The 25,505-nt window shown below is 70.2% G+C and carries 25 protein-coding genes; 18 read left to right on the top strand and 7 right to left on the bottom strand.

Features of this window, described 5'->3' with window-relative positions; genetic code table 11:
- The first annotated feature begins 86 nt into the window (after positions 1-86).
- The 5 genes from Hbl1158_RS05625 to Hbl1158_RS05605 all read left to right on the top strand — a co-directional run bounded on the left by Hbl1158_RS05625 (position 87) and on the right by Hbl1158_RS05605 (position 2,652).
- Positions 87-1,025, top strand: coding sequence for a halocin C8-like domain-containing protein (locus Hbl1158_RS05625; protein ID WP_234299077.1), 939 nt, complete (start codon positions 87-89; stop codon positions 1,023-1,025).
- Complete coding sequence (locus Hbl1158_RS05620) at positions 1,026-1,205, top strand: hypothetical protein (RefSeq protein WP_234299076.1); 180 nt, start codon at positions 1,026-1,028, stop codon at positions 1,203-1,205. It abuts the gene before it with no gap.
- Between the two features lie 152 nt (positions 1,206-1,357).
- Positions 1,358-1,528 carry a hypothetical protein gene (locus tag Hbl1158_RS05615; RefSeq protein WP_234299075.1) on the top strand — a complete coding sequence of 57 codons (171 nt, stop codon included), beginning with the start codon at positions 1,358-1,360 and terminating at the stop codon, positions 1,526-1,528.
- 148 nt (positions 1,529-1,676) lie between these two features.
- Complete coding sequence (locus Hbl1158_RS05610; protein ID WP_234299074.1) at positions 1,677-2,183, top strand: hypothetical protein; 507 nt, start codon at positions 1,677-1,679, stop codon at positions 2,181-2,183.
- 49 nt (positions 2,184-2,232) lie between these two features.
- On the top strand, positions 2,233-2,652 hold the full coding sequence (locus Hbl1158_RS05605) for a hypothetical protein (protein WP_234299073.1): 420 nt from the start codon (positions 2,233-2,235) through the stop codon (positions 2,650-2,652).
- A 41-nt stretch (positions 2,653-2,693) separates the two neighbouring features.
- Here Hbl1158_RS05605 and rad50 read toward each other — a convergent pair whose 3' ends face one another.
- From rad50 to Hbl1158_RS05590, 3 genes are read right to left on the bottom strand one after another with little or no spacing between them, the layout of a single operon-like run.
- Positions 2,694-5,390: a DNA double-strand break repair ATPase Rad50 gene (rad50, locus tag Hbl1158_RS05600; protein WP_234299072.1), complete on the bottom strand. Its 2,697-nt coding sequence runs from the start codon at positions 5,388-5,390 to the stop codon at positions 2,694-2,696.
- The gene (mre11, locus tag Hbl1158_RS05595; protein WP_234299071.1) at positions 5,387-6,682 is read right to left on the bottom strand and encodes a DNA double-strand break repair protein Mre11; all 1,296 of its coding nucleotides are present in this window, start codon (positions 6,680-6,682) and stop codon (positions 5,387-5,389) included. Before mre11 ends, rad50 begins: the two co-directional genes overlap by 4 nt.
- Positions 6,679-7,233: a hypothetical protein gene (locus Hbl1158_RS05590; protein ID WP_234299070.1), complete on the bottom strand. Its 555-nt coding sequence runs from the start codon at positions 7,231-7,233 to the stop codon at positions 6,679-6,681. Before Hbl1158_RS05590 ends, mre11 begins: the two co-directional genes overlap by 4 nt.
- Before the next feature lie 184 nt (positions 7,234-7,417).
- On the opposite strand from Hbl1158_RS05590, the gene Hbl1158_RS05585 reads away from it, so the two are divergent.
- Positions 7,418-8,023, top strand: coding sequence for an inosine/xanthosine triphosphatase (locus Hbl1158_RS05585; protein WP_234299069.1), 606 nt, complete (start codon positions 7,418-7,420; stop codon positions 8,021-8,023).
- 82 nt (positions 8,024-8,105) lie between these two features.
- Here Hbl1158_RS05585 and Hbl1158_RS05580 read toward each other — a convergent pair whose 3' ends face one another.
- Positions 8,106-10,031 carry a flippase-like domain-containing protein gene (locus Hbl1158_RS05580; protein ID WP_234299068.1) on the bottom strand — a complete coding sequence of 642 codons (1,926 nt, stop codon included), beginning with the start codon at positions 10,029-10,031 and terminating at the stop codon, positions 8,106-8,108.
- A 383-nt stretch (positions 10,032-10,414) separates the two neighbouring features.
- Between Hbl1158_RS05580 and Hbl1158_RS05575 the strand changes: the two genes are divergently transcribed.
- The 6 genes from Hbl1158_RS05575 (at position 10,415) to Hbl1158_RS05550 (ending at position 15,713) form a co-directional block, all read left to right on the top strand.
- Complete coding sequence (locus Hbl1158_RS05575) at positions 10,415-10,681, top strand: hypothetical protein (protein ID WP_234299067.1); 267 nt, start codon at positions 10,415-10,417, stop codon at positions 10,679-10,681.
- Between the two features lie 138 nt (positions 10,682-10,819).
- Entirely contained in the window at positions 10,820-12,577 is a 1,758-nt protein-coding gene (gene pyk, locus Hbl1158_RS05570; RefSeq protein ID WP_234299480.1) for a pyruvate kinase, read from the top strand.
- Between the two features lie 85 nt (positions 12,578-12,662).
- Positions 12,663-12,911: a hypothetical protein gene (locus Hbl1158_RS05565; protein ID WP_234299066.1), complete on the top strand. Its 249-nt coding sequence runs from the start codon at positions 12,663-12,665 to the stop codon at positions 12,909-12,911.
- A gap of 24 nt (positions 12,912-12,935) precedes the next feature.
- On the top strand, positions 12,936-13,562 hold the full coding sequence (locus tag Hbl1158_RS05560; protein ID WP_234299065.1) for an NfeD family protein: 627 nt from the start codon (positions 12,936-12,938) through the stop codon (positions 13,560-13,562).
- A 186-nt stretch (positions 13,563-13,748) separates the two neighbouring features.
- Complete coding sequence (locus tag Hbl1158_RS05555; RefSeq protein WP_234299064.1) at positions 13,749-14,936, top strand: SPFH domain-containing protein; 1,188 nt, start codon at positions 13,749-13,751, stop codon at positions 14,934-14,936.
- 165 nt (positions 14,937-15,101) lie between these two features.
- Entirely contained in the window at positions 15,102-15,713 is a 612-nt protein-coding gene (locus Hbl1158_RS05550) for a MarR family transcriptional regulator (RefSeq protein WP_234299063.1), read from the top strand.
- A gap of 45 nt (positions 15,714-15,758) precedes the next feature.
- Here Hbl1158_RS05550 and Hbl1158_RS05545 read toward each other — a convergent pair whose 3' ends face one another.
- Positions 15,759-16,319, bottom strand: a complete 561-nt coding sequence (locus tag Hbl1158_RS05545; RefSeq protein ID WP_234299062.1) for a cysteine hydrolase family protein — start codon at positions 16,317-16,319, stop codon at positions 15,759-15,761.
- On the bottom strand, positions 16,319-17,140 hold the full coding sequence (locus Hbl1158_RS05540) for a YqcI/YcgG family protein (protein WP_234299061.1): 822 nt from the start codon (positions 17,138-17,140) through the stop codon (positions 16,319-16,321). Before Hbl1158_RS05540 ends, Hbl1158_RS05545 begins: the two co-directional genes overlap by 1 nt.
- 267 nt (positions 17,141-17,407) lie before the next feature.
- Here Hbl1158_RS05540 and dnaG point away from each other — a divergent pair, with 267 nt between their 5' ends.
- Positions 17,408-18,955 (top strand): DNA primase DnaG, encoded by a 1,548-nt coding sequence (dnaG, locus tag Hbl1158_RS05535; RefSeq protein WP_234299060.1) that lies wholly within the window; start codon positions 17,408-17,410, stop codon positions 18,953-18,955.
- Between the two features lie 24 nt (positions 18,956-18,979).
- Here dnaG and gpmI read toward each other — a convergent pair whose 3' ends face one another.
- Positions 18,980-20,512, bottom strand: coding sequence for a 2,3-bisphosphoglycerate-independent phosphoglycerate mutase (gene gpmI, locus Hbl1158_RS05530; RefSeq protein ID WP_234299059.1), 1,533 nt, complete (start codon positions 20,510-20,512; stop codon positions 18,980-18,982).
- Positions 20,513-21,263: 751 nt separating this feature from the next.
- On the opposite strand from gpmI, the gene Hbl1158_RS05525 reads away from it, so the two are divergent.
- The 5 genes from Hbl1158_RS05525 (at position 21,264) to Hbl1158_RS05505 (ending at position 25,296) form a co-directional block, all read left to right on the top strand.
- Positions 21,264-22,403, top strand: a complete 1,140-nt coding sequence (locus Hbl1158_RS05525; RefSeq protein WP_234299058.1) for a DUF373 family protein — start codon at positions 21,264-21,266, stop codon at positions 22,401-22,403.
- 111 nt (positions 22,404-22,514) lie between these two features.
- Entirely contained in the window at positions 22,515-23,891 is a 1,377-nt protein-coding gene (locus Hbl1158_RS05520; protein ID WP_234299057.1) for a geranylgeranyl reductase family protein, read from the top strand.
- A gap of 131 nt (positions 23,892-24,022) precedes the next feature.
- The gene (locus tag Hbl1158_RS05515; RefSeq protein WP_073306840.1) at positions 24,023-24,304 is read left to right on the top strand and encodes a 50S ribosomal protein L44e; all 282 of its coding nucleotides are present in this window, start codon (positions 24,023-24,025) and stop codon (positions 24,302-24,304) included.
- A gap of 2 nt (positions 24,305-24,306) precedes the next feature.
- A complete protein-coding gene (locus Hbl1158_RS05510) occupies positions 24,307-24,480 on the top strand; it encodes a 30S ribosomal protein S27e (protein ID WP_234299056.1) in 174 nt (57 codons plus the stop codon).
- Between the two features lie 177 nt (positions 24,481-24,657).
- A complete protein-coding gene (locus Hbl1158_RS05505; protein ID WP_234299055.1) occupies positions 24,658-25,296 on the top strand; it encodes a hypothetical protein in 639 nt (212 codons plus the stop codon).
- The last annotated feature ends 209 nt before the right edge of the window (positions 25,297-25,505 follow it).

Genomic DNA, 25,505 nt, shown 5'->3' with positions numbered 1-25,505 from the left:
GGGAGCACACCGATCGCGAGCCGAGTTCAAAATAATTTCGTGGTGAAGAAGAAAAATATAACTGATTATGGATTGCGTCAATCCCCATGTCGCGAGACGAACGGGACATCGACTCGTATCGGGACGCGATCGACGAGGCGGTCGAGGACGGCGGCGGCTGTGCGGAGGCGTGGGCCGCGACCACGGAGGCCCGCAACACCGATCGGCGACCGTTCATGAAATTCCTGGCCGGGCTGTTCGGGACCGCGAGCCTCGGCGGACTGGCGAGCGCGGACGCGGGCGGCGAACGCCCGGACCGCGGCGAGGGACCGCACAACGAACGGGTGACGGAAGTGACCGGCGAGCGGGCGGCACGGATCGCCGACGAGGCGAGGACGACCGACGCGTTCGGACGGTACGATACCCACTTCGCGGCGGAGTACGGCGCGACGGTGGCCGAGAACGGGTCCGTGTACCACGTGAAGCGGCGCGGCGGGCCGAACCGCTACGTCACCTCGTTCCCCGTCGAGGGGCCGGAGGGTCCGATCGCGGACCTCGCCGTGAAACTCTCGCCGGACGGCGACCTCGTCGCCAGCCAGGCGATGCGCGCCCGGGTACGGGGGACCGTCGAGGAGTCCGACGGAGAGGTCACCGTCCGGTCGCCCTCCTCCGGGCCGACCCTCACCGTGGAGCGCTTCGTGGTCGACTCCGACGGGGTCGACACCGAACGGCTCGAACTCGGCGGGGACGTGGACGAGAGCGAGGGATTCACCACGCAGGTGGAGGTGCCGGATGTAGACGTACCGGACGTGGACATCGGCTGCAGCGACTGCAAGGAACTGTACCGAACGGCGTGTACCGTCGGCTGTGGCGTGTCCGTCGGAACGATCTGTCTCGTCGCGACGGTCGGTATCGGGTCGCTCGCCTGCGGGGCGGTCGTCGCCGCTATCTGTGCGGCTATCACCGCCTTCGCCGGCAACGCGTGCAGTCCGGGGAGCGATCGACTTACGGCCGACGCGGTGTGTACCGACTTCAACTACTGTTAGATGACGCTCCCATCCAGCAGAGTCGGACGCTCGCTCGCGGGGGCCACGGGGGCGTTCGTGACCGCACTCGTCGCCGGCGCGCTCCTGGGCTGGGGAACGACCCGTACCGTCGCGACGGCGCTGGGACTCGCGGCGGTACTCGGGGCGATGCTGTACGCGTTCGCGCTGCCGGAGTCGTAGCCGCCGGTCGCGAGCCCCGGCGTAGGACCCGTGCGTGACGCCGCCGCGAGGGCATCCGACGCAGCGGTCGATTCCCGCGATCTCGGCGACGAACGCGAGGAACACCGCCACGGAAAGGCATATACCATGCCATCACATACCACGCGCCGGAGATGACCCACGCAACCGATACCCCGTTGGAGCGCTCGGGCGCGCGCCCGGAGGAGGCCGTCGAGACGGTCGAGGCGTACGAGGACGACGGGCGAACGGTGTTCTACGACGCCGAGAACCCCCTCGCGTGGGTCGAGGCGGGAGAGGCCGTGAACCTCACCGAGGCCGTCTGACCCCCGACGATCGACCGTTCACAGGTCGCTCTCCGCTCACGCGGGATCGACCGCCGTCCGATCACGTCCACCACGAACGACCCACGGACCGCTCGCCGCCCGCTCGCGGTCCGGCAACCCTTTTGCGACGCTTTGCATACGGACCGTCGTGCTCGGAGACGACGAGGACGGCGAGCTGTTCGACCTCGAACGGCAGGCCTCCGGGGCCGAGGAGCGGGGCCCCCGAGTCACCGTCCCGTCGGTCGACAACCCCGCGGACTCGCTTCCCGACCCCGAGAGCGTCGACCCCGAGATCCAGCGACACTTCGTGGCGGCCGTGCTGTACGCGAACGTGGCCCTGTTCGGCGTCTCGCTGGGCCCGATGCTGATCTGGTTTCGGGGGGACTGGCGCTGGGGCGGAATCGCGACCGCCGTCGGCGTGCTCGCCGGGATCCGCGTCTACCAGACCGTGCGGGCGTTCGAGCGTCGCGACAGCTTCGGCGACGCCGACGGGTCGGAGAGTGCTGAGGACGCCGGACGCGACATCGACGGCGTCGGCGACGCCGACGATCCGACCGAAGCCGAGCGCGACGCCGACGATGACGCCGCGATCGATGCTCACCCCGACGGCGACGCCTCCGAGACGGGGGGCGATGTCCGAGCGGGGGAGGACTGACCGCCCGGCCACCGACACGCCTTTTCGGACTCGGGCGCTTCGTTCGCTCATGCAGTCCGTCCGGGACGCCGACGGCACCCGATATCTGTTGGTGAAACGCTCGTCGGAGTCGAGTCTCGTTCGCGACCCGGCCACCGGCGAAGAGCGACATCTCCCGAACGACCGGCTCCAGACGGAGGGGGAGTCACCGCTGTCGGCGGCCGCCACCGGGGTCTCGAACGACGTGCGTCGGGCGGTGTTGGCGTGTCGCGACGAGCGCGCGCTCGGACTGCTCGTGGAGTTCGTCGACCGCGGTCCGCTGTCGGTCCGGACGCTGCTCGACTCCTACGACCTCTGCGAGTCGGACCTCCACGGGGTGCTCGCGGAGTTCCGCGCGGCCGGCCTGCTCGCGGAGACGACCGTCGCCGGCGAACGCGGCTACGAGCCGACCGACGAGGCGGTGACCGTCGTGGATCGGTTCCGCGCGTAGCCGAACGATCGGACCGTCGAGCGAGCGGATCGTCCGCCGCGCTACTCGCCGGCGTTCAGTTCGCTCGCGACGGTCGTCAGCGACGGGTCGCTCGCGTGTTCGACCGTCGAGCGGTTCGAGGTCGGGTCCTTTTCGACCCTGACGAGTTCGTCTGCGGCGGCGACCAGTTCGTCGTCGTGGCTGACGATGAGGATCTGGCGGACCCCGAATCCGCGCATCTCCTCGATCAGGTCCGCCAGCCGAGAGACGTGGCCGGAGTCGAGGAAGACGGTCGGCTCGTCGAGTATCAACGGCGGCGTCGGAGCCGCGCCCTCGATCCCCTCCGCGAGCAGGCGGTAGATCGCACACCGCAGCGAGAGGTTGAACAGCGCGCGTTCTCCCCCGGAGAGCTGCTCGGGGTCGAGCGGCTCGCCGTCCTTCTGGAAGACGGTGAGTTCGTACTCGCCGTCGAGTTCGATGTGCGAGTAGGCGTCGTTGCCGTACACCAGCTCGAACGTCTCGTTGAGCATCCGCTCCAGGCTCTCGACGTTCGCGCGGCGAAGCTCGGCCCGGAGGTCGCCGTACATCGCCTCCAGTTCCTCGGTCTCCTCGTGGAGCGCCTCCAGCTCGTCGACGCGAGCGGCGAGGTCGTCGCGACGCTCGCGGAGGTCCTCCAACTCGTCGATCTCCGCCTCGATGCCGCCGATCCGGGTGGTGAGCTCGTCGCGACGCTCGGCCAACTCCGTCAGCGTCTCGCTCACCTGCTCGATGTAGTCGTTCGCCTCCGACAGGCGGTCGCGTGCCTCCTCGATGCGCTCCTCGTCGAACGCCTCCCGCAGGTCGTCACGCCGGGACCGCTTCGAGGCGAGGAACTCCCGGCGCTCCTCGTTCCTGTCGGCGACCTCGGCGCGCTTCTCGGATAGTCGCTCGATGTCGGCCTCGGCCTCGTCGAGCGCCTCCCGCGTCGACGCCAGATCGTCGAGGCGGTCGCGAGCGTCGTCGAGCGCCTCGAGGTCGGCCTCGAGCCCCTCGATGGTCTCCCGCGTTTCCTCGGCCCGCTCGGTCTGCGTCCCGGCCGCCTCACGGCGCTGCTCGGCGGTCGATTCCAGCTCCTCGGCCTCCGTACGCAGGTCGGCAGCGCGCTCGCGGTTCCCCTCGATCTCGGACTCTTTCTCCTCGATCGCGTCCTCGACGAGCTCTCGAGTGTCGGCGATCTGCCCGAGTCGGTTCTCCGCCTCGACCAGCTCCTCCGCGTGCGACAGCGACTCCTCCAGCGCCGATTTCCGGTCGTTCAGGGCCTCGAGATCGGCCTCGAGGGTCGCGACGCGCTCGCGGTCGTCCTCGAGGCTGTCGACGTGCGGAGAGCTCTCGACCGGCTGTCCGCACTCGGGACACTTTCCCTCGTCCAGCAGTCGCTCGGCCTCCTCGACGGTCGAGCGCGCGGCCGCGAGATCGTTGCTCGTCTCGCGGATCTCCGCTTGCACGTCGTCGAGATCCTCGCGAACCGACTCCCGGTGAGAGGCCGCTTCACCGATGTCAACGGGGGCGTCGTCGAAGACGGCCTCCAGCTCCTCGCGCTCGGCCTCCAGCTCCGCCAGCGACTCCTCGCGCTCGGCGAGCGTCTCGGCGGCCGCCTCCGCGTCGCCCTCGCGGTCGGCGGCGCGCTCGCGCTTCTCGGCCGCCTGCGACTCGGCCTCCTCGGCCCGCTCGGCGAGTCGCTCGGCCTGCGTCTCGTAGGCGTTCTTCTGCGAACGCGTCTCCTGCAGCTCCTCCCGCAGGTCGGCCTCACGCTCGTCCAGCGTCTCTCGTCGGGCGTCGACGGTCTCGGGCTTCGCGTCGTCGACCGCGACGCCCGCCAGTTGCTCGTCGAGGGTCGCCTCCAGCTCCTCGACCCGGTCGCGCCGGTCCGCGACGCGGTCGCCGAGGCGGTCGCGCTCGGCCTCGTCCTCGCGGACCGTCGCCTCCAGGTCCTCGATCTCCGACTCCAGTTCCGACAGCTCCTCTCGGCGGTCCTCCTGTTCGTCGAGCACAGCGCGGGCCTCCTCTCGGGTCGACTCGGCGTTCGCCTTCTGCTGCTCGTAGTGCTCCCGGTTCTCGTCCAACTCGGAGAGCTTCGAACGCAGGTCGTTCAGCCGTGCGTGAAGGTCCTTCGCCTCCTTCTCGTCGATCTGGTCGGCGAGGCTCGACAGCGCGCCGCGGCGCTCCGATAACACGTCCTCGACGCCCAGTCGGGCGTCGCCGGCGCGGTCGCGGTACTCCTCCAGCGTGCCGAGTTGGAGGAGGTCGTCGATCATGTCCTGGCGGTCGGACGGCGTGGCGTTGATGAGCTTGTTCACCTCGCCCTGCCGGACGTACGCGCAGTTGACGAACGCCTCCGCGTCCATGCGGAGCAGGTCGGCCACGAACTCGCGGACCTCCCGCGCTCCCTCGCGGTGGGTCTCCTCGTCGTCGGAGTCGAGCGTGCACGTCGTCGTCTGGATTTGGTCGCCGTAGCGCTTCAGCTCTCGGCGAATGCTGAACGAACGGCCGTCGTGGGTGAACCACAGTTCGACCTCGCACTCCTCGGCCCCGTTGGTCACCACGTCGCCGAGCGTCCCGTCGAGCGCTCGCGACCCGTACAGCGCGAAGAAGCACGCCTCCAGCAGCGACGACTTCCCGCTGCCGTTGAGGCCGTGGATGACGGTGACGCCGTCGGAGAGCCGAACGTCGGTGTCGGCGTACGGCTTGAAGTTCCGCAGCCGAACCCGGTCGAACCTCACCGCGAATCACCCAGCGTGAGCTGGCCGTCACCGGCGGCGTCGGCGCTCTCGTCGGCGGCGTCGACTCCGTCCTGATCAGATGACGAGTCGCCGGCCGCCGCGTCGCCGGGGGCGTCCACCCCACCCCCGGTCGCGTCGTCCGGGTCGCCCGGGTCGCCCGCGCTGTCGGCGACGGCGTCGGCGAGCGCGCCCTCGTCGAGGCGCTCCTCGAGCCGACGCCTCACCTCCTCGCGGACGTTCGAGTCGGCCAGTTCCCCGCGGACCACGTCGTCCACGTCGCGGGCGGCCGTCGACAGCCCGAGATCGGCGACGCGCTCGCGGACCGCCGCGTCCGGATCGGCGAAGTTGACGGACAGTTCCTCGTCGGTCTCGACCTCCCGGCGGTCGGTGACGCGGGCGACGAGCGCGCCCCGGTCGGCGGCGAACTCCTCGACTGCGGCGGGGGCGATCGGGTCCCCCTCCCCGGTCACCTCGACGATCACGACCGCGTCTTCGACCCCGTGCTCGCGGACGCGGTCGCGGACGCGGTCGATCCCCTCCTCGGGGCCGAGTTCGGCGTCGACGAACACGAACGGACGCGTCTCGAGCGCGCGCCGGCGGACGTCGACCGCGTCGTCGCCGTCGGCGTCGCCGGCGAACGAGACGAGGTTGTAGCCGCGGCCGTCGCGCTCGCTCGCGGACGCGCGCTCGGTCGACCCGCAGTAGGTCACCCACGTCCCGTCGACCTCCGCGGTGTCGGGCGCGTGGTTGTCGCCCAGCAACATCGCGTCGAAGTCGACGGTCGACTCCCGGAGCACCGTCTCGGTGTCCCAGTCGGCGTAGGAGAACGGCTCGAACAGGCCGTGGCCCACCAGCGCCGCCGCGTCGGCGTCGTGGGGCGCGAACTCGTACTCCAACTTGTGGCGCTGGCTCTCCGGCACGTGATCGAGGCCGTAGAAGGCCGTGTCGCCGACCACCGTCGGCTCCGAGCCCAGGCGCGTGGCGAGCCCGAGGGACTCGAACAGGTCGAGCCACTGCCCGCCGCGCGTCGACTCGTGGTTGCCGACGACGGCGAGAAACGGGATCCCGGCGTCGTCGAGGTCGCGGAGGGCCGACAGCACCCCGAGCAGGTCGGGGAGGTCGGGTCGGCGGTCGTGGAACAGGTCGCCGGCGTGGACGACCGCCCCGACCCCGTCGGCCACGGCGTCGGCGATCACCTGCTCGAAGGCGTCGAGGAAGTCCGCTCGCCGCTCGGGCGAGTGGTACTGACGGTACCCGATGTGGGTGTCGCCGGTGTGGATGATCCGCGTCATCGATTGCCTCCGGCTTGTTCCCCACACGGCATATGGCTGTCGTGACCGGGGTGGAAGTGAACGGCTCGCGTTCCGACGGCCTCGCGGTGTGCCGTCCGGTACGCCGCGAGGCCGTCGAGGACGCGCTCGGCCCGCCGGCGGAGGGTGTCGTCGACGCCCGTCCCGTCGCCGACGAGTTCGCGGACGCCGTCGAACCCGCCCGAGTCGGCGAACGCGGCGGCTCGCTCGACGCTCGACATCGCCGCCTCCGCGTCGGCGACGAGCCGTCGTTGCTCGACCCGGGACCGATCGACCGTCGGATTCCGGTCTCCACCCTCCGCGTCGGCGTCACCGCCGGACGCGCCGATGGCGGGTGCGTCATCCAACGCGAGCGCGCGGAGACTCGCACGGACCGCGTCCGCGCCGACCCCGTCCGGGCCGCCCGCGTCCGCCCCCGCGGCGACATCGACGTCTGCGTCGCTGTCGGCATCCGCGTCCGCCCCCGCGGCGACATCGACGTCTGCGTCGCTGTCGGCATCCGCGTCCGCGTCGCCGCCGGGGTCGCTGGTCACGCCGAGTGTGGTCGCGGCTCAGTATTTGAACCCTCGCGTCCGGCGGTGGCGCGTGAGGACCGGAGCGGGCGGAGTACTCGTCGCCAGAAGGGCAAGACACGGACCGGAAAGCAAGACACGGACCGGAAAGCAAGACACGGACCGGAAAGGCAAGACACAGGTCCGACCGCGCGAACGTCCGGCCATGCAGATCGGCGTCGGCTCCGGCAACCCGGTGAAGCGCGCGGCGACCGAGCGAGCGGTGACGGACGTGGAGTGGGTCGGCGAGACGATCGACGAGACGGTCGTCGAGGCGCATCCCGTCCCCTCGGGCGTCGCCGAACAGCCGCGGGGAACCGCTGAGACCCGCGAGGGTGCGGTCAACCGCGCGAACGCGGTCCTGTCGAGCGACGGAGCGTACGACCTCGGCGTCGGGATCGAGGGAGGCGTCGCGGCGTTCGACGGCGACGGGTCGGCGGCCGAGGGTGGAGGACCGGCCGTCGAGGGCGGCGAGTCCGCCGTCGCCGGCGACGACACCCTGTTCCTCGTGATGTGGGCCGCCGTCAGCGACGGCGACCGCCTCGGCCTCGGAGCCGGCCCGTCGCTGGCGCTACCGGCGTCCATCGGCGACCGCGTCCGCGACGGCGAGGAGTTGGGGCCGGTGATGGACGACGTGCTCGGGGAGTCAGACGTGGCGCGTCGACAGGGCGCGGCGGGGGCGCTCACCGCCGGCGGCGTCGACCGGACCGACGCGCTCCGGACCGCGGTCGCGGGCGCGCTCGGACCGTTCGTCACCGGTCTGTACGAGTGACGCGGTCGCGGTCGGTGGGGACTCTCGCTCTCGCGGTCGGCGGCGATCCACGCTCTCGAGAGATCTGATCCTCGCGGGAGCGTCAGTCGTCGCCGGTGAACTCCGCGCCTTCGAGGTCCGTCTCGGACTCGTCGATCTCGTCGGTCTCGTCGACGGCGGCGGTGAGCGAGACGTTGAATCCGATCATCGACGCGACGCCGCCGATGACCGTGACGAGGTTCTTCACGCCGTGGTCGAGCACCGCCGCGGCGAACGCGACCGCCGCGGGGACGCCGCCGAGGCCGACGACGAACACGGTGAACGCCGCCTCGTACAGGCCGACGCCGCCGGGCGACAGCGGGAGCACCTTCGCGAGGTTGCCGACGGAGACGGCGAAGAAGCCGACGACGACGAGCTGGGTCGTCGTCATCGCCGCCGTGGCGTCGCCGAACGCCGAGAGCACGAGCAGCGCAGTGATCACGTCGAGCGTCCACACGATCACCGAGACGCCGCCCACGCGGAGGAACGACTCACGGGTGCCGGCCACGGTCTGGACGCCGGCGGCGAACTCCTCGACCACGCCGACGACGTACTCGACGTAGCTGTCCTCCGAGAAGCGGGCGATCACGTCGCGGACGTAGTTGCGGTCGCTTCGGGCGGTGGCGACGATGAACAGCAGCGCGAGCACGGCGACAACGCCGATGAGGGCCGAGACCTGCATCGCCCTCGCGATCGCGCTGGGCGGGACCCCGGGGACGTTCGTCGAGACGGCCGCCGCGAGCGCGCCGGTCCCGTCGGTCGCGAGCAGCCCCGCGAGCACGGCCCCCGCCATCGCTGTGATCGTGAGTAAGTCGAACACGCGCTCGGCCGCCAGCGACGCGAACCCCGTCGGATACGGGATCCCGCGGCGGGCCTTCAGCACGTACGCGCGGACGGCGTCGCCGGCGCGTGCGGGGAACACGAGGTTCCCGGTCTGGCTGATGAACACCGCGCCCGTGAGGAAGCTCACGCGCTCGCGATAGCCGAGCTCGTCCAGGATGTCGCGGTAGCGAAGCCCCCGCAGCGGCCACGAGAGGACGTACACGACGGTCGCGACCGCCACCGGCACGGGGTCGGCGTCGCGGAACGCATCGAGCACGGCCGAGGGATCGAGATACACCGTCATCAGCGCGAGCGCGGCCACCGTCAGGGCGACGCCGGCGGCGACGGTTCTCCGCCGGGTGATCCGCGGCGACACCGACAGCTGCCACCACAGCCGGAGGATCTGACTGCCCATGCCGAACACGTCGCGCACGAGGTCGACCTTCGAGTCGCCCTTCGGCTCCCAGTCGACGGGGAACTCGGCGACGCGCATGCCGCGCCGCTGAGCGCGCACGAGCAGTTCGGTGTCCCAGAACCAGTGCTTGTCCTCCACAGCGTCGTTCAGCTCCTCGAAGGCCTCTCGCGACAGCGCCTTGAATCCGCACTGGTGGTCGCGCAGCCGCGACCCCAGCATCGTCCGGACGAGGGCGTTGAATCCTCGCGAGGGGACGCCGCGCTTGGCCGGCCGGTCGGCCTCGTCGCCCGGCATCCACCGCGATCCGGTCGCCACGTCGTAGCCGTCGCGTTCGATCTGGGCCACCAGTTCCTCCAGGTGACGCATGTCCGTCGCGAGGTCCGTGTCGAAGTAGACGAGGGTGTCGCCGGCGGCGCGCTCGAACGCGAGCGCCAACGCCCCCCCGCGACCGAGCCTGCGGTCGCTGTGGAAGTGCTTGACCCGGACGTCCTCCTGGGCCAGCCGGTCGGCGATCTCGGGCGTCCGGTCGTCACAGCCGTCCTCGGCGACGATGACTTCGAACGCGTCGCGCGGAAGGAACCCCTCCAGCGCCTCGACGGTCGTCCGAACGGTCGACTCGATGGTGTCCTCCTCGTTGTACGCCGGGAGGACGACGCTAACGCGGACCCCGTCGGCGGCTCCGCTTGCGTCGGTGCCGTCGGTGTCGGCGGTGTCGCCGTCGGCGCTCGCGGAGTCACCGTCCGGGTCGCTCATTACCCACTCGGTGGCGCTCGCCCGAATAAGAACCTTCTGTACTTCCCGTTCGACGCGAAGCAGTCTCGACTGGGGCTGTCGGGCGGACCCCGACGGTTTCCGGACCCCGGATCCGTCAGTCGCCGGTCGACGGTTGGGTGTCGCCGGTTGGGGGTCGCCGGTCACCGGTTGGGTCGCCGGTCACCGGTTGGGTCGCCGGTCACCGGTTGGGTCGCCGGTCACCGGTTGGGTCACCGGTCCGGATCCACGGTGTTAGGCGACCGTACCGCCGGGGGAGCCAACGGCTGCGTTGCGGACCGCAAATCGCGCGACGATCGCACGACTGCGCGGTGTTAACCCCGCGTACCAAACTCCCTATTGATGGCCGGTACGTGGACCGCTGTATGAGCGCGAGCACCGCCGTCGACCAGTCAGACAGCGTGGACGCCTCGAGGGGGAACCTGAGCGACAAGCAGGGACGCATCCTCTCGTACCTCCGCGATCACGCCGGCGAGCGGACGTACTTCAAGTCCCGACTCATCGCCGAGGAACTCGGACTCTCAGCGAAGGAGGTGGGCGCGAACATGGCCGCCGTCGCCGACGCCGCCGGCGACATCGACGTGGAGAAGTGGGGCTACTCCTCCGGGACGACCTGGATGGTCACCCGGTAGCGCGACGACCGTCGCCCGACGAGAGACCGACGACCTCTGGGGTGGGACGACGGCTGTCCGGTGGGTCAACAGTTCACTCGCGTCCGAGTTCCGTTCACGATATTTTATACGCGGCGACGCAGAACTCGGGGTATGACCATACGACGAGCCAAGATCGTCTGCACGCTCGGGCCGGCCTCCGACGACCGGGGGACGATCCGGGCGCTCGCGGACGCCGGTATGTCGGTCGCCAGGCTCAACGCGAGCCACGGCGACACAGCACACCGGGGGGAGGTGATCGACCGCATCAGGGCGGTCGACAACGCGACCGCGGAGCCGCTGGCGGCGATGCTCGACCTCCAGGGACCGGAGGTCCGAACCGCCGAACTCGACGCACCGATCGACGTCGCGACCGACTCCGAGGTGCGGTTCGTCGAGGGCGACGACGCCACGCCCGCGGAGATCGGCGTGAACAACGGGCTCTCCGCGGCTGCGCCCGGCGACCGCGTGCTCCTGGACGACGGCCGCATCGAGACGACGGTGATCCGCGTCGGCGACGAGGGCGTCGTCGCCCGCGTCGACTCCGGGGGCGAACTCGGCTCGCGCAAGGGCGTGAACGTCCCGGGCGTCGACCTCGGTCTGCCGACGATCACAGAGCGCGACGAGCGCGAGTTGGACCTGGCGGCCGACCACGACGTCGACTTCGTCGCCGCCTCGTTCATCGGAGACGCCGGCGACGTGTACGCCGTCGCAGACGCGCTGGAGGAGCGCGGTGCCGGCGACGTGCCGGTCGTCGCGAAGATCGAGCGCGCCGACGCCGTCGAGAACCTCGCGGGGATCGTCGACGCCGCCTACGGCGTGATGGTCGCCCGAGGCGACCTCGGCGTCGAGTGTCCCCTCGAGGACGTGCCGATGATCCAGAAGCGCATCATCCGCAAGTGCGTCGAGACGGGGACCCCCGTCATCACCGCCACGGAGATGCTCGACTCGATGGTCCGCTCGCGCCGCCCGACGCGCGCGGAGGCATCCGACGTCGCGAACGCGGTCCTCGACGGGACGGACGCCGTGATGCTCTCCGGGGAGACCGCGATCGGCGACCACCCGGTCCGGGTCGTCGAGACGATGGACCGGATCGTCCAGCAGGTGGAGACCAGCGCCGAGTACGCCGAGACACGCGAGGAGCGCGTCCCGCTGGCGGAGACGGGATCGCGGACGGAGCCGCTGGCGCGCTCGGCCCGGTTTCTCGCCCGCGACACCGACGCCGCGGCGATCGTCGCCGCCTCCGAGTCGGGGTACACCGCCCGCAAGACCGCGAAGTTCCGTCCCGGAGTTCCGATCGTCTCGACGACCCCCAGCAACCGGGTGCGTCGACAGCTCGCGCTCTCGTGGGGCGTGCGGCCGATGTACGCCGACTACTCCGCGAGCATCGAGGAGGTGATGGACTCGGCGGTCACAGCGGCGCTGGAGGCCGGCGCGGCCGAGTCCGGCGACACGCTGGTCGTGCTCTCCGGCATGATGACCGAACTGGAGGGGACGAACACGACGAATACCCTGAAGCTCCACGTCGCCGCCGAGACGGTCGCGACCGGCCGCCACGTCGTCGGCGGCCGCGCGGTCGGCCCCCTCGCGCGGGTCCCCGACGGCGACCTCTCGGCGTTCCCCGACGGCGGGATCGCGTACCTCCCGCCGGGGTTCGACGCCGAGTTCGTCGGCGACACCGACCGGCTGGCGGGGGTCGTCGACGCGCGATCGGGGATGACTGGCTATCCCGCCCTCGTCGCTCGCGAGGTCGGGGTTCCGATGATCTCCGGAGCGACCCTCTCCTCCGCTGTCGCGGACGACACCGTCGTCACCGTCGACGGCGAGCGCGGCGTCGTCTACGAGGGCGACGTGATCGGCCACGGACGCCGGCAGTAACGGCGAGTCGGCGTCTCCGGTCCGACGAGGTCGACCGGGAGCCTCCGACGACACCTCTTTACCCGCGCGTCGGCAACCCGGTACCATGCCAACCGACGCCGGACGCGACCCGAACGCCGGCGACGACGCCACGGACGCCGCGACCGTCGGGGACGACGCCGACGACGCCGGCGACGAGTGGCGGTTCGCGCTCGACGAGGTCGGTCCCGATGCCGAGCCGGACGGGCCCGAACGGCCCCCCATCGAGCCGGAGTCCGTCGACGCCGAGAACGCGCTGTTCGTCGTCGCCGGCGTGCTCGGGACGCTCCTGTTCGTCCTCTCGGTGACCCTTTAACCCCCGCGCCCCCGAGGATCGCCCATGCTGCTTCAGTCGGGGCTCGTCGCCCCCGAGACGCTTCCGCTCCTGTTGATAGCGGCGGGGCTGGCGCTGTCGATCGCGGAGGCGCTGGCCCCCGGCGCGCACTTCGTCGTCATCGGCGTCGCGCTGCTGGCGGCGGGGCTCGTCGGCCTCGCGTTGGGACCGGTCCTCGGTGTCGTGCTCGGCCCGTTCGTCCTCGGCCTGCTCGTCCTCGTGTTCGGCGCGTTGGCGTACTACGCCTACCACGAGTTCGACTTCTACGGCGGAAAGGGGCAAGCACAGACCTCCGACTCCCAGTCGCTTCGAGGGGAGACGGGCCGCGTCACCGAGACGGTCACGCCGACCGGGGGCGAGGTGAAGCTCGACCAGGGCGGCTTCAGCCCGCATTACTCCGCCCGGTCGGTCGACGGCGAGATCCCCGTGGGCACGGAGGTGATGGTCGTCGATCCGGGCGGCGGCAACGTCGTCACCGTCGAGTCGCTGTCGGGCGGGGTCGACGACATCGACCGGGAACTCGCTCGCGACCGTCGATCCGAGGCCGAGCGGTCCGAGTCCGGAGCCGACGAGGTCGCGACCGGCGGAGACGACGAGAACGCCGCCGGCGAACGCGAGTTCGAGCGAGAGTGACGGCGGCGGGCGACGGATCCCTACCGCCAGTCAGATCCGTCCGACTCGCCCACTTCCTACCGCCCGCCAGGATCCCCTGACACCTCGATTCAGCGTCGGCGACCGCGCCACCGACCCCGCCACCGTCCGGCAGTCGCAGGCGAAAGCGGCCGAACCCTTATGCCCCGTCGGTCGAAGATTGCGGGCATGGTCCTCGTACCACTCCAGTTCGCCGGCGTCGGTGCCGCGACGATCGGGCTGCTGTTTCTGCTCGTCGCGATCGTCGCCGTCTATCAGGCGATCGTCATCGTCGACGCCTACGAGAAGAAGGCGCTCACTGTGTTCGGCGAGTACCGAAAGCTGCTCGAACCGGGTATCAACGTCGTCCCGCCGTTCGTCTCGCGGACGTACACCTTCGACATGCGGACGCAGACCCTCGACGTGCCCCGTCAGGAGGCGATCACCCGCGACAACTCCCCGGTGACCGCCGACGCCGTCGTCTACATCAAGGTGATGGACGCCAAGAAGGCGTTCCTGGAGGTCGAGGACTACAAGACCGCCGTCTCCAACCTCGCGCAGACGACGCTTCGCGCCGTGCTGGGCGACATGGAACTGGACGACACGCTGAACAAGCGCCAGGAGATCAACGCCCGCATCCGGAAGGAACTCGACGAGCCCACCGACGAGTGGGGGATCCGCGTCGAGTCCGTCGAGGTGCGCGAGGTCAATCCCTCGAAGGACGTCCAGCAGGCGATGGAGCAGCAGACCTCCGCCGAGCGCCGTCGCCGCGCCATGATCCTCGAGGCGCAGGGTGAGCGGCGCTCCGCCGTCGAGTCCGCCGAGGGTGAGAAGCAGTCGAACATCATCCGCGCGCAGGGTGAAAAGCAGAGCCAGATCCTGGAGGCGCAGGGTGACGCCATCTCCACCGTCCTCCGCGCGAAGTCCGCCGAGTCGATGGGCGAGCGCGCCATCATCGACAAGGGAATGGAGACGCTCGAGCGCATCGGCCAGGGCGACTCCTCCACGTTCATCCTCCCGCAGGAGCTCACGAGCCTCGTCGGCCGCTACGGCAAGCAGCTGACCGGCTCGGACGTGCAGGACTCCGAGGGGCTCGATTCGCTCGACTTCGACAGCGAGACCCGCGAGATGCTCGGGCTCGACGACATCGAGGACATCCTCGGCGAGATCGACGAGGCCGCCCAGATGGACACCGAGGCGCTCGAACAGGAGGCCGCCGCCGTGAAGGAGGGCGACATCGGCGGCTCGATCAAGTCAGCCGACGAGGTCGTCGCCGACGCCGACTCCGAGGACACGATCGCGTCGGCCGACGAAGCCGTCGCCGACGCCGAGACCGACGACGGTGCGGCCGCCGAACCCGAAACCGAGACGGAGTAGCTGACCCGTCGACGACGGCCGGCGACGACGGTCGGTCGTCGATCGACCGGCGCTCGGTGACCGATCGGCGTCCGCGTTGTTGCAGGCTCGCTGTCTGTCGGATTCCACCTTGTCACCGGTTGACATAACGGAACGCTTTTGCGTGCTACCTGGCTATCAGCGGTCGTGACACGCGAGGTCGATCCGGACAAGCGCGCCACGCTCCGTCGCTTCGCGGCGCTGGGCACGGCTACGTCGCTGGCGACCAGCGGCACGGCCGCGGCCGCCGACGGCGACGACTCGGCCGCCCGCGACGCCATCCGGGGCTACCTCGCGACGACGCCCGGAGCCCACTTCTCGAAGCTCCGGGACGACCTCTCGCTGGCGACCGGCGAGACCCAACACCACCTGCGGCACCTGGAGTCCGCCGAGGAGGTGACCTCCCGGAAGGACGGCGACTACCGGCGCTACTTCCCGGCGGGGCGCTTCTCGGCCTTCCAGCGGCGCGCGCTCGGCTACCTCCGACGCGACACCCCGCGAGGGATGCTGCTCGGTCTGCTTCGCGACCCGGGGGCCTCGGGTGCGGACCTGGCCCGCGCGCTCGGCGTGTCGCGGCCGACCGTCTCGACGCACGCGGGCGACCTCGCCGAGGCCGGGCTACTCGACACCGACGGCGGCTACCGCGTCACCCGGCCCGAGGTGCTCATCGCGCTGGTGGTGCGCTACGCCGACTCGTTCGGCCCGGACGCCGTCGCGTTCGCCGACGACGCCGCGGAGTTCATCAGCTACGACGGCTGAACGGCGACTCGTCGACCGGGCCAGTCTCGAACCGCTCTCCGACGGTCACTCGGCCGACAGCGACGCCAGCACCTCGTCGGTCGTCGCCAGCGACGCGAACTCCCCGCGGAGGTGTGCGAGCGCCGTCCGGTGGACCGTCTCCGGATCGAACGACTCGCCGTCGGGCCCCGTCCGGGCGTGCGTCGCGGTCGCGTCGGTGACGACCGTCGGCGCGAACCCGAGGTTCTCGGCCATCCGAGTCGTCGTCGACACGCAGTGGTCGGTGGTGAGTCCGGCGACGACCAGCCGGTCGTGACCGCCCTCGTGCAGTCGTGCCTCGAGATCGGTGTCGACGAACGCCGAGTTGACCTGCTTGACGACCTCGGGTTCGCCGGCGTCGGGGACGAACGCCTCTTTGAACCCGAACCCCGGCGCGTCGCCGCGGAGCGGCGAGTCGGGCTCCGTCGAGTCGTGACGGACGTGGAAGCGGGGGCCGTCGCGCTCGCGCCACGCCGAGAGGAGTCGCGCCGCGTTCGCCTCCGCGCCGGGGTTGTTGCGCTCGCCGTAGGCGGGGTCGTCGAACCCGGTCTGGAAGTCGATCAACAGGAGCGCGGGGAGATCGGCCATCAGTCGGCTCCGACGCCCGGACCGGGCGTGCCGGCGTCGAGGGCGGTCACCTCCGGCGTCACGGTCAGCGGGCACTCGTCGGGGAACTGCGACTCGTCGGCCGAGAAGAGGTACTGCCGCCACTCGCGGTCGCTCTCGACGCCGTAGTCGCCCAGGTCGGCGTGCGGACAGACGCCGTCGTACTCCCCGAGACGGTCCTGGATGACCTCACGGGCGTGCGCGCCGGCCTCGGTGTCGTGGGTGAGGCCCTCGAAGACCGTCCGGGGCTGGAACGTGATCTCGAGGCTCACCGGGCAGTAGCGGCTCTTCCGGTCGTCGTAGAACGGCGCGCGGCAGGTGGGGAACATCGCCTCCCCGCCGAAGCAGAACTCCCAGTAGGGGTCGTCGGGGTCGGTCGGCACGTCCGCGGGCCACGGTTCGGTGTCGTTGACGTGGAGGAACTGGAGGACGTGCCACAGCGCCTCGTGCCAGTCGGCCTCAGCGAGGGCGTCGACGCCCTCCTCGGGGGGCGCGAAGAACGTCACGAGCGGCGCGAGTTCCGCGTGGTCCCGGTAGGTCTCGAGGTACTCGAGCAGGGTGTCCCGGAAGGCGAACAGCGCCTCGGGGTCCGTGAACGACGGGACCGCGGTGTACAGCAGGTCGCCGCGGTCGACGGCGTTCGTCCCGAAGTGACACGGGAACGGCGTGCCGTCTCGATCGCCGGTGAGCGCCCCGGTGAACGTCTCGAAGTGGCGGGTCAGCCAGTCCGGCGTGTCGTCGTCGCGCGCCCGCCGCGCCATCGTCGCCTGGTCGAACAGCGCCTGTGGGTGGTCCTCGTTCATGATGAGATTCCGACCGCGGATTCGTGCGGTCGAATCGATGGGTATCGGCGTAATGGACCGGAGAAGTATGGCTCTTTCGAGCTTCCGATCCGACGATGGAGTGATCGTTCGATCGATGCTTTCGGAATGAGGTCGATCGATCCACCGCTCGCCGGGCGAGTCGCGACGGCCGTCTGACGACAGCTATATCCACCCCGTAGACCTTATATATCGCCCGGTGGCGCACGCCACCTTCACATCACCATCACACCCCGGGAGGGGATTCACATGGACGACACAGCAAAATACCTCATTCACGCGCGGATCACGGCCGACGGCGTCGTCGAACGCAGCGACGTGGTCGGTGCCGTGTTCGGACAGACGGAGGGCCTGCTCGGCGACGAGCTGGATCTCAGGGACCTCCAGCAGTCCTCCAAGATCGGTCGCATCGACGTTCGAATCGACAGCGAGAACGGACAGAGCTTCGGCGAGATCACCATCGCCTCCGGCCTCGACAAGGTGGAGACCTCCATCCTCGCGGCGAGCCTGGAGTCGATCAACCGCGTGGGACCCTGCGAGGCCCGCGTCGAGGTGACGGAGATCGAGGACATGCGGGCGGCCCAGCGCCGGGAGGTCGTCGAGCGCGCGAAGGAGCTGCTCGCCGACTCCTTCGACGACTCGGTGATGAACTCCGCGGAGATCCTCACGGAGGTCCGCGAGGCCAACCGCGTCGAGCGGATCGACGAGTACCGAGAGTACCCCGCCGGGCCGCGCGTCCACGACTCCGACGCCGTCATCGTGGTCGAGGGGCGCGCGGACGTGCTCTCGCTGCTCAAGTACGGGATCAAGAACGGGGTCGCCGTCGAGGGGACCAACGTCCCGGACGAGATCGCGGATCTCACCCGCGAGCGCACCGTCACCGCGTTCCTCGACGGCGACCGCGGCGGCGAACTCATCCTCAGAGAGCTCGCGCAGGTGGGCGAGGTGGACTACGTCGCGTTCGCGCCCGAGGGCCGGTCGGTCGAGGACCTGTCGCGCCACGAGCTGATGGCCGCCCTCCGCGAGAAGGTGCCGTTCGAGTCCGTCGACCTCGACGGAGTCGGCGGATTCGACGGCGACGGGGCGGACGCGTCGGGACGATCGGATCGCAACGGGGCCGACGGGGCCGACGGGGCCGACGCGCGCCGCAACGGCGACGGGTCGGACTCGGACGGCGCGACTCGGGACGACTCCGGGGCCGAGCGGAGCGAACAGACCCCGGAACGGGGCGACCCGGACGCGGTCGAGACGGTCGCAGCGACCGACGGGAGCACCCAACCCGCGCCCGACGCCGACGCCGGCGACTCGGCGGCCGACGCGCCGGCGACGACCGAGACCCCGGAATCGCCCGGGACGCCGGAGCCCGTCGACTCCGACGACGCCGTCAAATCCGACGACGCCGACGACTCCGTCGAGCCCGTCGATTCAACCGAGTCCGTCGGCTCCGCCGAATCAGACGACCCCGCTGACGCCGACGGCTCCGGTGACACCGGCGAGGCGTCGACGCTCCGTGAACACGCCCGCGAGGTCGTCGCCGGCGGGTCGAACCGCGCGCGCCTCCTCGACTCAGAGTACGGCGTCGTCAGGGAAGTCCCCGCGGCCGACGCGTTCGAGGCGGTCTCCGAGAGCGACGGCTCGGCGGTCGCGCTCGTGCTCGACGGGCAGCTCTCCCAGCGCCTGCTCGACGTGGCCGCCCAGCGCGGCGTCGCCCAGGTCGTCGCCGAGGCGGAGGGCGAGTACGTGAAACGGCCCACGAGCGTCCGCGTCGTGACCGCCGACCGGATGCTCTCGGCGTGAGGTAGCGGTCCGGGTTCGGCTTTCCTACCGCTCGACCAGCAGCGACTCGCCCGTCATCGACTCCGGCCGAGCGACGCCCACGAGCGACAGCAGCGTCGGCGCGATGTCGATCAGCGACCCGCCCTCTCGGATCCGCATCCCGCCGGCGTCGCTCTCGGCCGTGACCGAGACGAACGGCACCGGCGCGAACGTGTGAGCCGTGTGGGGATCCTCGGGGGTCCCCATGTCGTCGGCGTTGCCGTGGTCTGCCGTGACCAGCAGGTGGCCGCCGGCGGCGCGGACCGCCTCGGCGAGGCGACCGAGTTCGCGGTCGACGGCCTCCACGGCGGCGACGGCCGCGTCGAAGTCGCCGGTGTGGCCGACCATGTCCGGGTTCGCGTAGTTGAGTACGAGCACGTCGGGGTCCTCGGCGTCGATCACGTCGATCGCGGTGTCGGTGAGCTCGACGGCGCTCATCTCCGGCGTCTCGTCGTAGGTGGGCACGTCCGGTGACTCGACGATCCGACGAACCTCCCCGTCGAACTCTACCTCTCGACCGCCGTTGAGGAAGTAGGTGACGTGGGCGTACTTCTCGGACTCGGCCATCCGGAGCTGCGTGAGCCCCGCACCGGAGAGTACCTCGCCGAGGGTGTCCTCTGGCTGTGTGGGCGGGAACGCGACCGGCAGCCCGAACTCCTCGTCGTACTCGGTCATCGTCACGAGCTCCGCGTCGGGCGGGCTCGTCTCGATCCCCTCGGCCTCCCACGGCTCCGGGTCGATGTCGGCGAGCATCCGAGTGAGCTGACGGGCGCGGTCGGCGCGGAAGTTGAAGAACACGACGCCGTCGCCGTCCTCGATCCCCGGCTCGCCGTCTATCGTCGTCGGCTCGACGAACTCGTCGGTATCGCCGCGCTCGTAGCTGTCCTCGACAGCCGCGACCGCCGAGGGAGCGGCGTGGTCGGCCTCGCGGTTCACGATCGCGTCGTAGGCCCGCTTCGTCCGCTCCCAGTTGCGGTCGCGGTCCATCGCGTAGTAGCGCCCGGAAACGGTCGCGGCGTCGCCGGTGCCGCGGTCGACGGCGTGGGCGTCGAGCCTCGCGAGGAAGTCCCGCCCGGACTTCGGCGCTGTGTCGCGGCCGTCGGTGAAGGCGTGGGTGACCGCCTCGACCCCCCTGTCGGCGGCGGCGTCGATCAGCGCGTGGAGGTGCGCCTGATCGCTGTGGACGCCGCCGTCGCTGACGAGGCCGAGGAGGTGGACGCGGCCGTCGCTGGCGGCGGCGCGGTCGAACGCCCGGCCGATGGCGGTGCCCTCGACGAACTCGTCGGCCTCGATCGCGTCGTTGATCCGGGTGTACTCCTGGTAGACGGTTCGGCCCGCGCCGATGTTCATGTGGCCGACCTCGGAGTTGCCCATCTGGTCGTCCGGGAGCCCCACGTCGCGCCCCCAGGCGGTGAGCGTCCCGAACGCGCCGGCGTCCCTGAGTCGGTCGAAGTTCGGGGTGTCGGCGGCCCGCACGGCGTCGCGCCGGTCGTGGTCTGCGAGCCCCCAGCCGTCGAGGATAACGAGCGCCGCTCTCATGGTCGTTGGTCGTTGGTTTCGCTGGCGGCGTGTTGACTGCGTCGGTTCCTGCGACCATCGGGGTGCGGTATCGTCGGAAACTCGGTCGGGATCGACTCGTCACAGTTCCCGAAAGCCCCCGCGGCGCTCGGCTCGCGCGACCCGCTCTGCGCTCCTCACTCACTCCGTTCGTTGCGGTGCTTGCGGGGTCGTGCTTCCCCGAGAGCCGCGGCCCCTTTCATTCCCGCCCGTGGATCTGACGGGCCGAGCGCCGTAGCCCGTTGTACGGTGTGCGCGAACCGTACCAGGCGGTGGCGCGCGCCGGCGGGCCTCCGTGCCCGCCGGAAGCGTGCGAGGGACGAGCCGAGCGGCGCGCGGTCGAGCGCAGCGAGGCCGCGAGCAAGCGAGGCGAGTCGGCTGGGGAGGAAGGGGTGCGGTCGCGGTCGGGTGGGACTGAAAGGGGCCACGGCCGTGGACGACGGCGCGAACCGACAAGCACCGCAGGGAGCGACCGAAGGGAGCGACTGAGGAGCGCAGCGGTCGCACCGAGTCCACGGCCGTGGGGGCTTTCGCGGTCGACACCGGGGTCGCCGTGGTTGGAGCCGTCCACGTGCTAGAGTCTCCCGATCCGACGGTATCGACCGACCCACCGACACCAACCGACCCACCGACACCAACCGACCCACCGACACCAACCGACCCACCGACACCGACCGATCCCGATGATCGCCCGAAGGCAGATATACCCGGAGCGACAACGCGCCGCACGGCAATGATCCTCGTCCTCCCCGTCGACCTCGACGACGACCTCGGCCGCAAGACCGGCGTCCGCACGCCGGTCGTCGGTCGGGACGCCGTCGAGGAGGCGGCGGTGAAGCTCGCGACCGCCGACCCGGAGGACTCCGACGTGAACGTGCTGTTCCAGGCGATCAACGCCTACGACGACCTGCTGGCCGACCCGACCGTCGACGAGGAGGTCGCCGTCGCGGCCGTCACCGGCGTCGACGAGGGCGACGTGAAGGCGAACCGCGCGGTCGGCGAGGAGATCGACACCGTCCTCGCGGCGCTGTCCACCGGCGAGGAGGTCCGCGCGATCGTGATCACCGACGGGGCACAAGACGAGTCCGTCCTCCCTGTGATCCGCTCGCGAGTCCCCCTGGACGGCGTCCGTCGGGTCGTCGTTCGGCAGGCGCAGGACCTGGAGTCGATCTACTACACGATGAAACAGGTGCTCGACGACCCCGAGACCCGCGGGACGATCCTCATCCCACTAGGGGTGCTGCTGCTCGTCTATCCCTTCTCGGTCATCGCCGGGATGTTGGACCTCCCGGGGGCGGTCGTGGTCGGCGGGCTGTCGACGCTGCTGGGGCTGTACTCGCTGTGGCGCGGGCTCGGTCTGGAGGAGACCGTCGACGGGATCGCAGAGCGCGTCCGCAGCGGTCTGTACGCCGGCCGGGTGACGATCGTCACCTATCTGGTGGCGATCGCGCTGCTGGTCATCGGCGGCGTACAGGGGTACGAGGCGCTCGCGGCCGCGCGGGACGCCGCGGGGTCCGCCGGGCTCTCGCCGACGCAGTCGGCCGCCGCGTTCGTCCACGCGGCCGTCCAGTGGGCCGCGGCCGCGGGGATCACGTCCTCGCTGGGGCAGGTGACCGACGAGTACCTCGCCGAGCGGTTCCGCTGGCGGTACCTGAACGCCCCCTTCTACGTCGTCGCGATCGCGGTCGTGCTGTACGGCCTGTCGGGGTACTTCCTGCCGCGGCTCCCGGCGCTCGGCGTCGAGCCGCTGTCGCTCACCAGACTGGCGTTCGCGCTCACCGCGGGGACGCTGTTGGGCGTGCTTTCGACGCTGACGTTCGCAGTCGTCGAATCGCGGTTCCCCCGCGGCGACGCCGACCCCGAGGCCGTCTGACCCCGAGAGCGATCGACGGAGACTGCTGGCCGCGGGCCGAGCCGAGCCCGCGGACACACCCCACGCGGCGGATACGCGCCTTTTTTGGGGGCCGATCCGAAAGGGGAGACAATGTCTGCGGCAGCGAACTCGTACGATATCGTCGTCGTCGGCGCGGGCACGGCGGGAGCCTTCGCCGCCTCGACGGCCGCCAGCGAGGGGCTCGACGTCGTCATTCTCGAGCGAAAGCCCGAGGAGGAGGCCGGGCACATCGCCTGCGGTGACGCGATCAAGGGAAAATCGACGTTCCCGGACGTGATCGACCTCGACTACCTCCGCGAGGAGTCGTTCACGAACCAGAGCATCAGCCGGGCGGTGTTCGAGAACCCCAAGACCGGCGAGGAACTCGACGTGCCGTTCGCCGACGCCGGGGCCGTGATCGACCGCAAGCGCTACGGCGAGGTGATCCTCGAGGAGACCGAACGAACCGGCGCGGAGATCCACTACGACACCGTCGTCCAGGACGTGACGCAGGACGACGACGGGACCGTCACCGGCGTTCGGGCCACCCGCGACGGCGAGGTGGTCGCCTACGACGCCGAGCTCACGGTCGACGCCGCCGGCGCGCTGTCGATCCTCCAGGACAAGGGCGACTTCGACGACGCCACCTTCGATACGAACGTCTCCTACTCGCAGTTCTGTTCGGCCTACCGCGAGGTCGTCGAGGTGCCCGAGCCCGTCGACTACGAGGACGCGATCGTGTTCAAGCCGACGGAGGAACTGGGCTACCTCTGGTACTTCCCGCGCACGGGCACCGAGATCAACGCCGGCCTCGGCTTCCAGATGACCGAGCCGCCGATGAAGCTCGTCGAGGTACTCAAGCGCGACATGCGACGGCGACCGGAGTTCCAGGGCGCGACCGTGAAGGACAAGCTGGGCGCGGCGCTGCCGACCCGCCGGCCGTACGACTCGGCGGTCGCGGACGGCTTCGTCGCCGTCGGCGACGCCGCCGGCCACGTCAACCCCACGACGGGCGGCGGCATCCCCGGCGCGGCCAAGTCCGCCCACTGGGCGATCAAGCGCGCCATCGACGCGGTCGTCGAGGGCGACACGACGGAGGAACGGCTGTGGACGTACAACCACGACGTGATGACGGACTTCGGGAAGCGCTTCGCCGCGATGGACGTGTACAACGTCTGGGGCACGGCCCACGAGGTGGACGAGCTGACCGACATCGTCGCGGCGCTGCCGGGCCAGCAGCTCCTGAACGCGATGACGAAAGGCGAGACCTCAATGAGCCTCCGGCTGAAGCTGCGGACGCTCGTCGAGACGTACGGCCACTGGGGGACGCTGTGGGAGCTGTACGAGGTCCGCGATATCGCCGGCCGACTGAAGGAGCACTACGACCGCTACCCGACCCGCGTCGGCGGCTTCGAGGGCTGGCGCGAGCGGCGCGACGACCTGATGGACGAACTGTACGAGGTCTCGGGCGCGGACCCGAAGTACTGAGTCGCGGTCGCGACCGTCGCGGACGCCCGATCCACCCACCGGACCGTGCGACCGAATCCCACGCGGTCGCCACCGTACCGTATGGGTTTTAAGCGCCCACACAGTAGTCGCTGGCAAGAGGAGATCCCGCTATGGAGATGCCACGCCGGATGAACACGTACTGTCCGCACTGCAACGCTCACCACGAACACGAGGTCGAGAAGGTCCGAACCGGCCGCCAGACCGGCATGAAGTGGACCGACCGCCAGCAGGCCCGCGGCACGTCCGTCATCGGGAACGCCGGCAAGTTCTCGAAGGTGCCCGGTGGCGACAAGCCGACCAAGAAGACCCACCTCAAGTACCGCTGCGGCGACTGCGGCAAGGCCCACATGCGCGAGGGATGGCGCGCCGGTCGGCTCACCTTCCAGGAGTAAGTATGGCAGGGAGCTTCTTCCGCGTCGCGTGTTCGGACTGCGAGAACGAGCAGGTCGTCTTCGGCAAGGCGTCCACCGAGGTCAACTGCGCCGTCTGCGGGACGACGCTGGCCCGACCCACCGGCGGCGACGCGGAGTTCGCCGGCGAGGTCGTCGAGACCGTCGAAGCGCGGTAACGTCGGCTTCTGCGGTTCGCGGTTTCTCGTCGGTGCGGAGTGGCGATGCCCTCGGCTCGGTTGACCCCCCATAGTGGAGACGAGTTGCGTGCGTATCTATCGAGGGCTCATACCGAACGAACGGTATCACTCTGAAATTCCCACACCTTTAGTTAAATACCCGCCACAGGTGTCGATATGGCGGCAGTCGAAGCGTGGACGCTTTGGCTGCACGTCGCCGCGGGAGCGGTCGCCGTCTTCGCCGGAGTCGGTGCGCTCGTGACGGCCAAGGGGGGGACGCGACATCGCACGGCCGGGACGGTGTTCCTGCTGGCGATGGGCGTCGTCGTTGCGACCGTGTTCGTCCTGCTGGCGTTCGATCCGACAACCCTCCGGATCGTTCTCACGCTCGTCGCGGTCTTCAGCGGCTACCTCGCGTTCTCGGGGTATCGGGCGCTCTCCCGGAAGCGACCGAGCGATCGGACACACTCGATCGACTGGATCGCGACGGGGTCGGTCGTTCTCGCCTGTCTCGTCCTGGGCGTGTGGGGCCTCGGTTGGTATCTCGACGGGCGGTCGTTCGGGATCGTGATGGCGGTGTTCGGTGCGATCGGGATCGCGTTCGGCGCGATCGACATCCGAGCGTTTCGCAGCGACGGGACGGACGAGTGGATGGTAAGCCACCTCCAGCGGATGATCGCCGCGTTCATCGCGACGGTCAGTGCGGTCTCGGCGGTCAATCTGACGCCGCTGATCGGCGTGTCGGCGTGGCTCTGGCCGACCCTCCTCGGTGTCCCACTCATCGCCTACTGGTCAAACGAGTACAGCCTCGAGTAGCCCGCAATCTGAGAGAACGTGGGACAGTCACCGCCACTTATCGCGACCGGCGGTGGCGGCCGATCGATAACTGATTCGCGGTGCGTATTCAGCAGAGCCGCTGAGGTCGTTCTTCGGTCGAGTATCGACTGCCCGTCTGTTCGAGTGAAGGGTACCCGTCGTGGAGATCGGCGCTGAGTTCTGTGGTGCTTAGCCTCTGAAAGGCCGTC

This window comes from Halobaculum sp. CBA1158, from assembly GCF_021431925.1.
Classification (GTDB): domain Archaea; phylum Halobacteriota; class Halobacteria; order Halobacteriales; family Haloferacaceae; genus Halobaculum.
This window is presented reverse-complemented; position numbering and strand designations above follow the sequence as displayed.

Coding starts and splice junctions, on each gene's coding strand:
- Hbl1158_RS05625 (WP_234299077.1), top strand. CDS start 87: ATGTCGCGAGACGAACGGGACATCGACTCGTATCGGGACGCGATCGAC.
- Hbl1158_RS05620 (WP_234299076.1), top strand. CDS start 1,026: ATGACGCTCCCATCCAGCAGAGTCGGACGCTCGCTCGCGGGGGCCACG.
- Hbl1158_RS05615 (WP_234299075.1), top strand. CDS start 1,358: ATGACCCACGCAACCGATACCCCGTTGGAGCGCTCGGGCGCGCGCCCG.
- Hbl1158_RS05605 (WP_234299073.1), top strand. CDS start 2,233: ATGCAGTCCGTCCGGGACGCCGACGGCACCCGATATCTGTTGGTGAAA.
- mre11 (WP_234299071.1), bottom strand. CDS start 6,682: ATGACGCGGATCATCCACACCGGCGACACCCACATCGGGTACCGTCAG.
- Hbl1158_RS05585 (WP_234299069.1), top strand. CDS start 7,418: ATGCAGATCGGCGTCGGCTCCGGCAACCCGGTGAAGCGCGCGGCGACC.
- Hbl1158_RS05580 (WP_234299068.1), bottom strand. CDS start 10,031: ATGAGCGACCCGGACGGTGACTCCGCGAGCGCCGACGGCGACACCGCC.
- Hbl1158_RS05575 (WP_234299067.1), top strand. CDS start 10,415: ATGAGCGCGAGCACCGCCGTCGACCAGTCAGACAGCGTGGACGCCTCG.
- Hbl1158_RS05565 (WP_234299066.1), top strand. CDS start 12,663: ATGCCAACCGACGCCGGACGCGACCCGAACGCCGGCGACGACGCCACG.
- Hbl1158_RS05560 (WP_234299065.1), top strand. CDS start 12,936: ATGCTGCTTCAGTCGGGGCTCGTCGCCCCCGAGACGCTTCCGCTCCTG.
- Hbl1158_RS05555 (WP_234299064.1), top strand. CDS start 13,749: ATGGTCCTCGTACCACTCCAGTTCGCCGGCGTCGGTGCCGCGACGATC.
- Hbl1158_RS05545 (WP_234299062.1), bottom strand. CDS start 16,319: ATGGCCGATCTCCCCGCGCTCCTGTTGATCGACTTCCAGACCGGGTTC.
- Hbl1158_RS05540 (WP_234299061.1), bottom strand. CDS start 17,140: ATGAACGAGGACCACCCACAGGCGCTGTTCGACCAGGCGACGATGGCG.
- dnaG (WP_234299060.1), top strand. CDS start 17,408: ATGGACGACACAGCAAAATACCTCATTCACGCGCGGATCACGGCCGAC.
- gpmI (WP_234299059.1), bottom strand. CDS start 20,512: ATGAGAGCGGCGCTCGTTATCCTCGACGGCTGGGGGCTCGCAGACCAC.
- Hbl1158_RS05525 (WP_234299058.1), top strand. CDS start 21,264: ATGATCCTCGTCCTCCCCGTCGACCTCGACGACGACCTCGGCCGCAAG.
- Hbl1158_RS05520 (WP_234299057.1), top strand. CDS start 22,515: ATGTCTGCGGCAGCGAACTCGTACGATATCGTCGTCGTCGGCGCGGGC.
- Hbl1158_RS05515 (WP_073306840.1), top strand. CDS start 24,023: ATGGAGATGCCACGCCGGATGAACACGTACTGTCCGCACTGCAACGCT.
- Hbl1158_RS05510 (WP_234299056.1), top strand. CDS start 24,307: ATGGCAGGGAGCTTCTTCCGCGTCGCGTGTTCGGACTGCGAGAACGAG.
- Hbl1158_RS05505 (WP_234299055.1), top strand. CDS start 24,658: ATGGCGGCAGTCGAAGCGTGGACGCTTTGGCTGCACGTCGCCGCGGGA.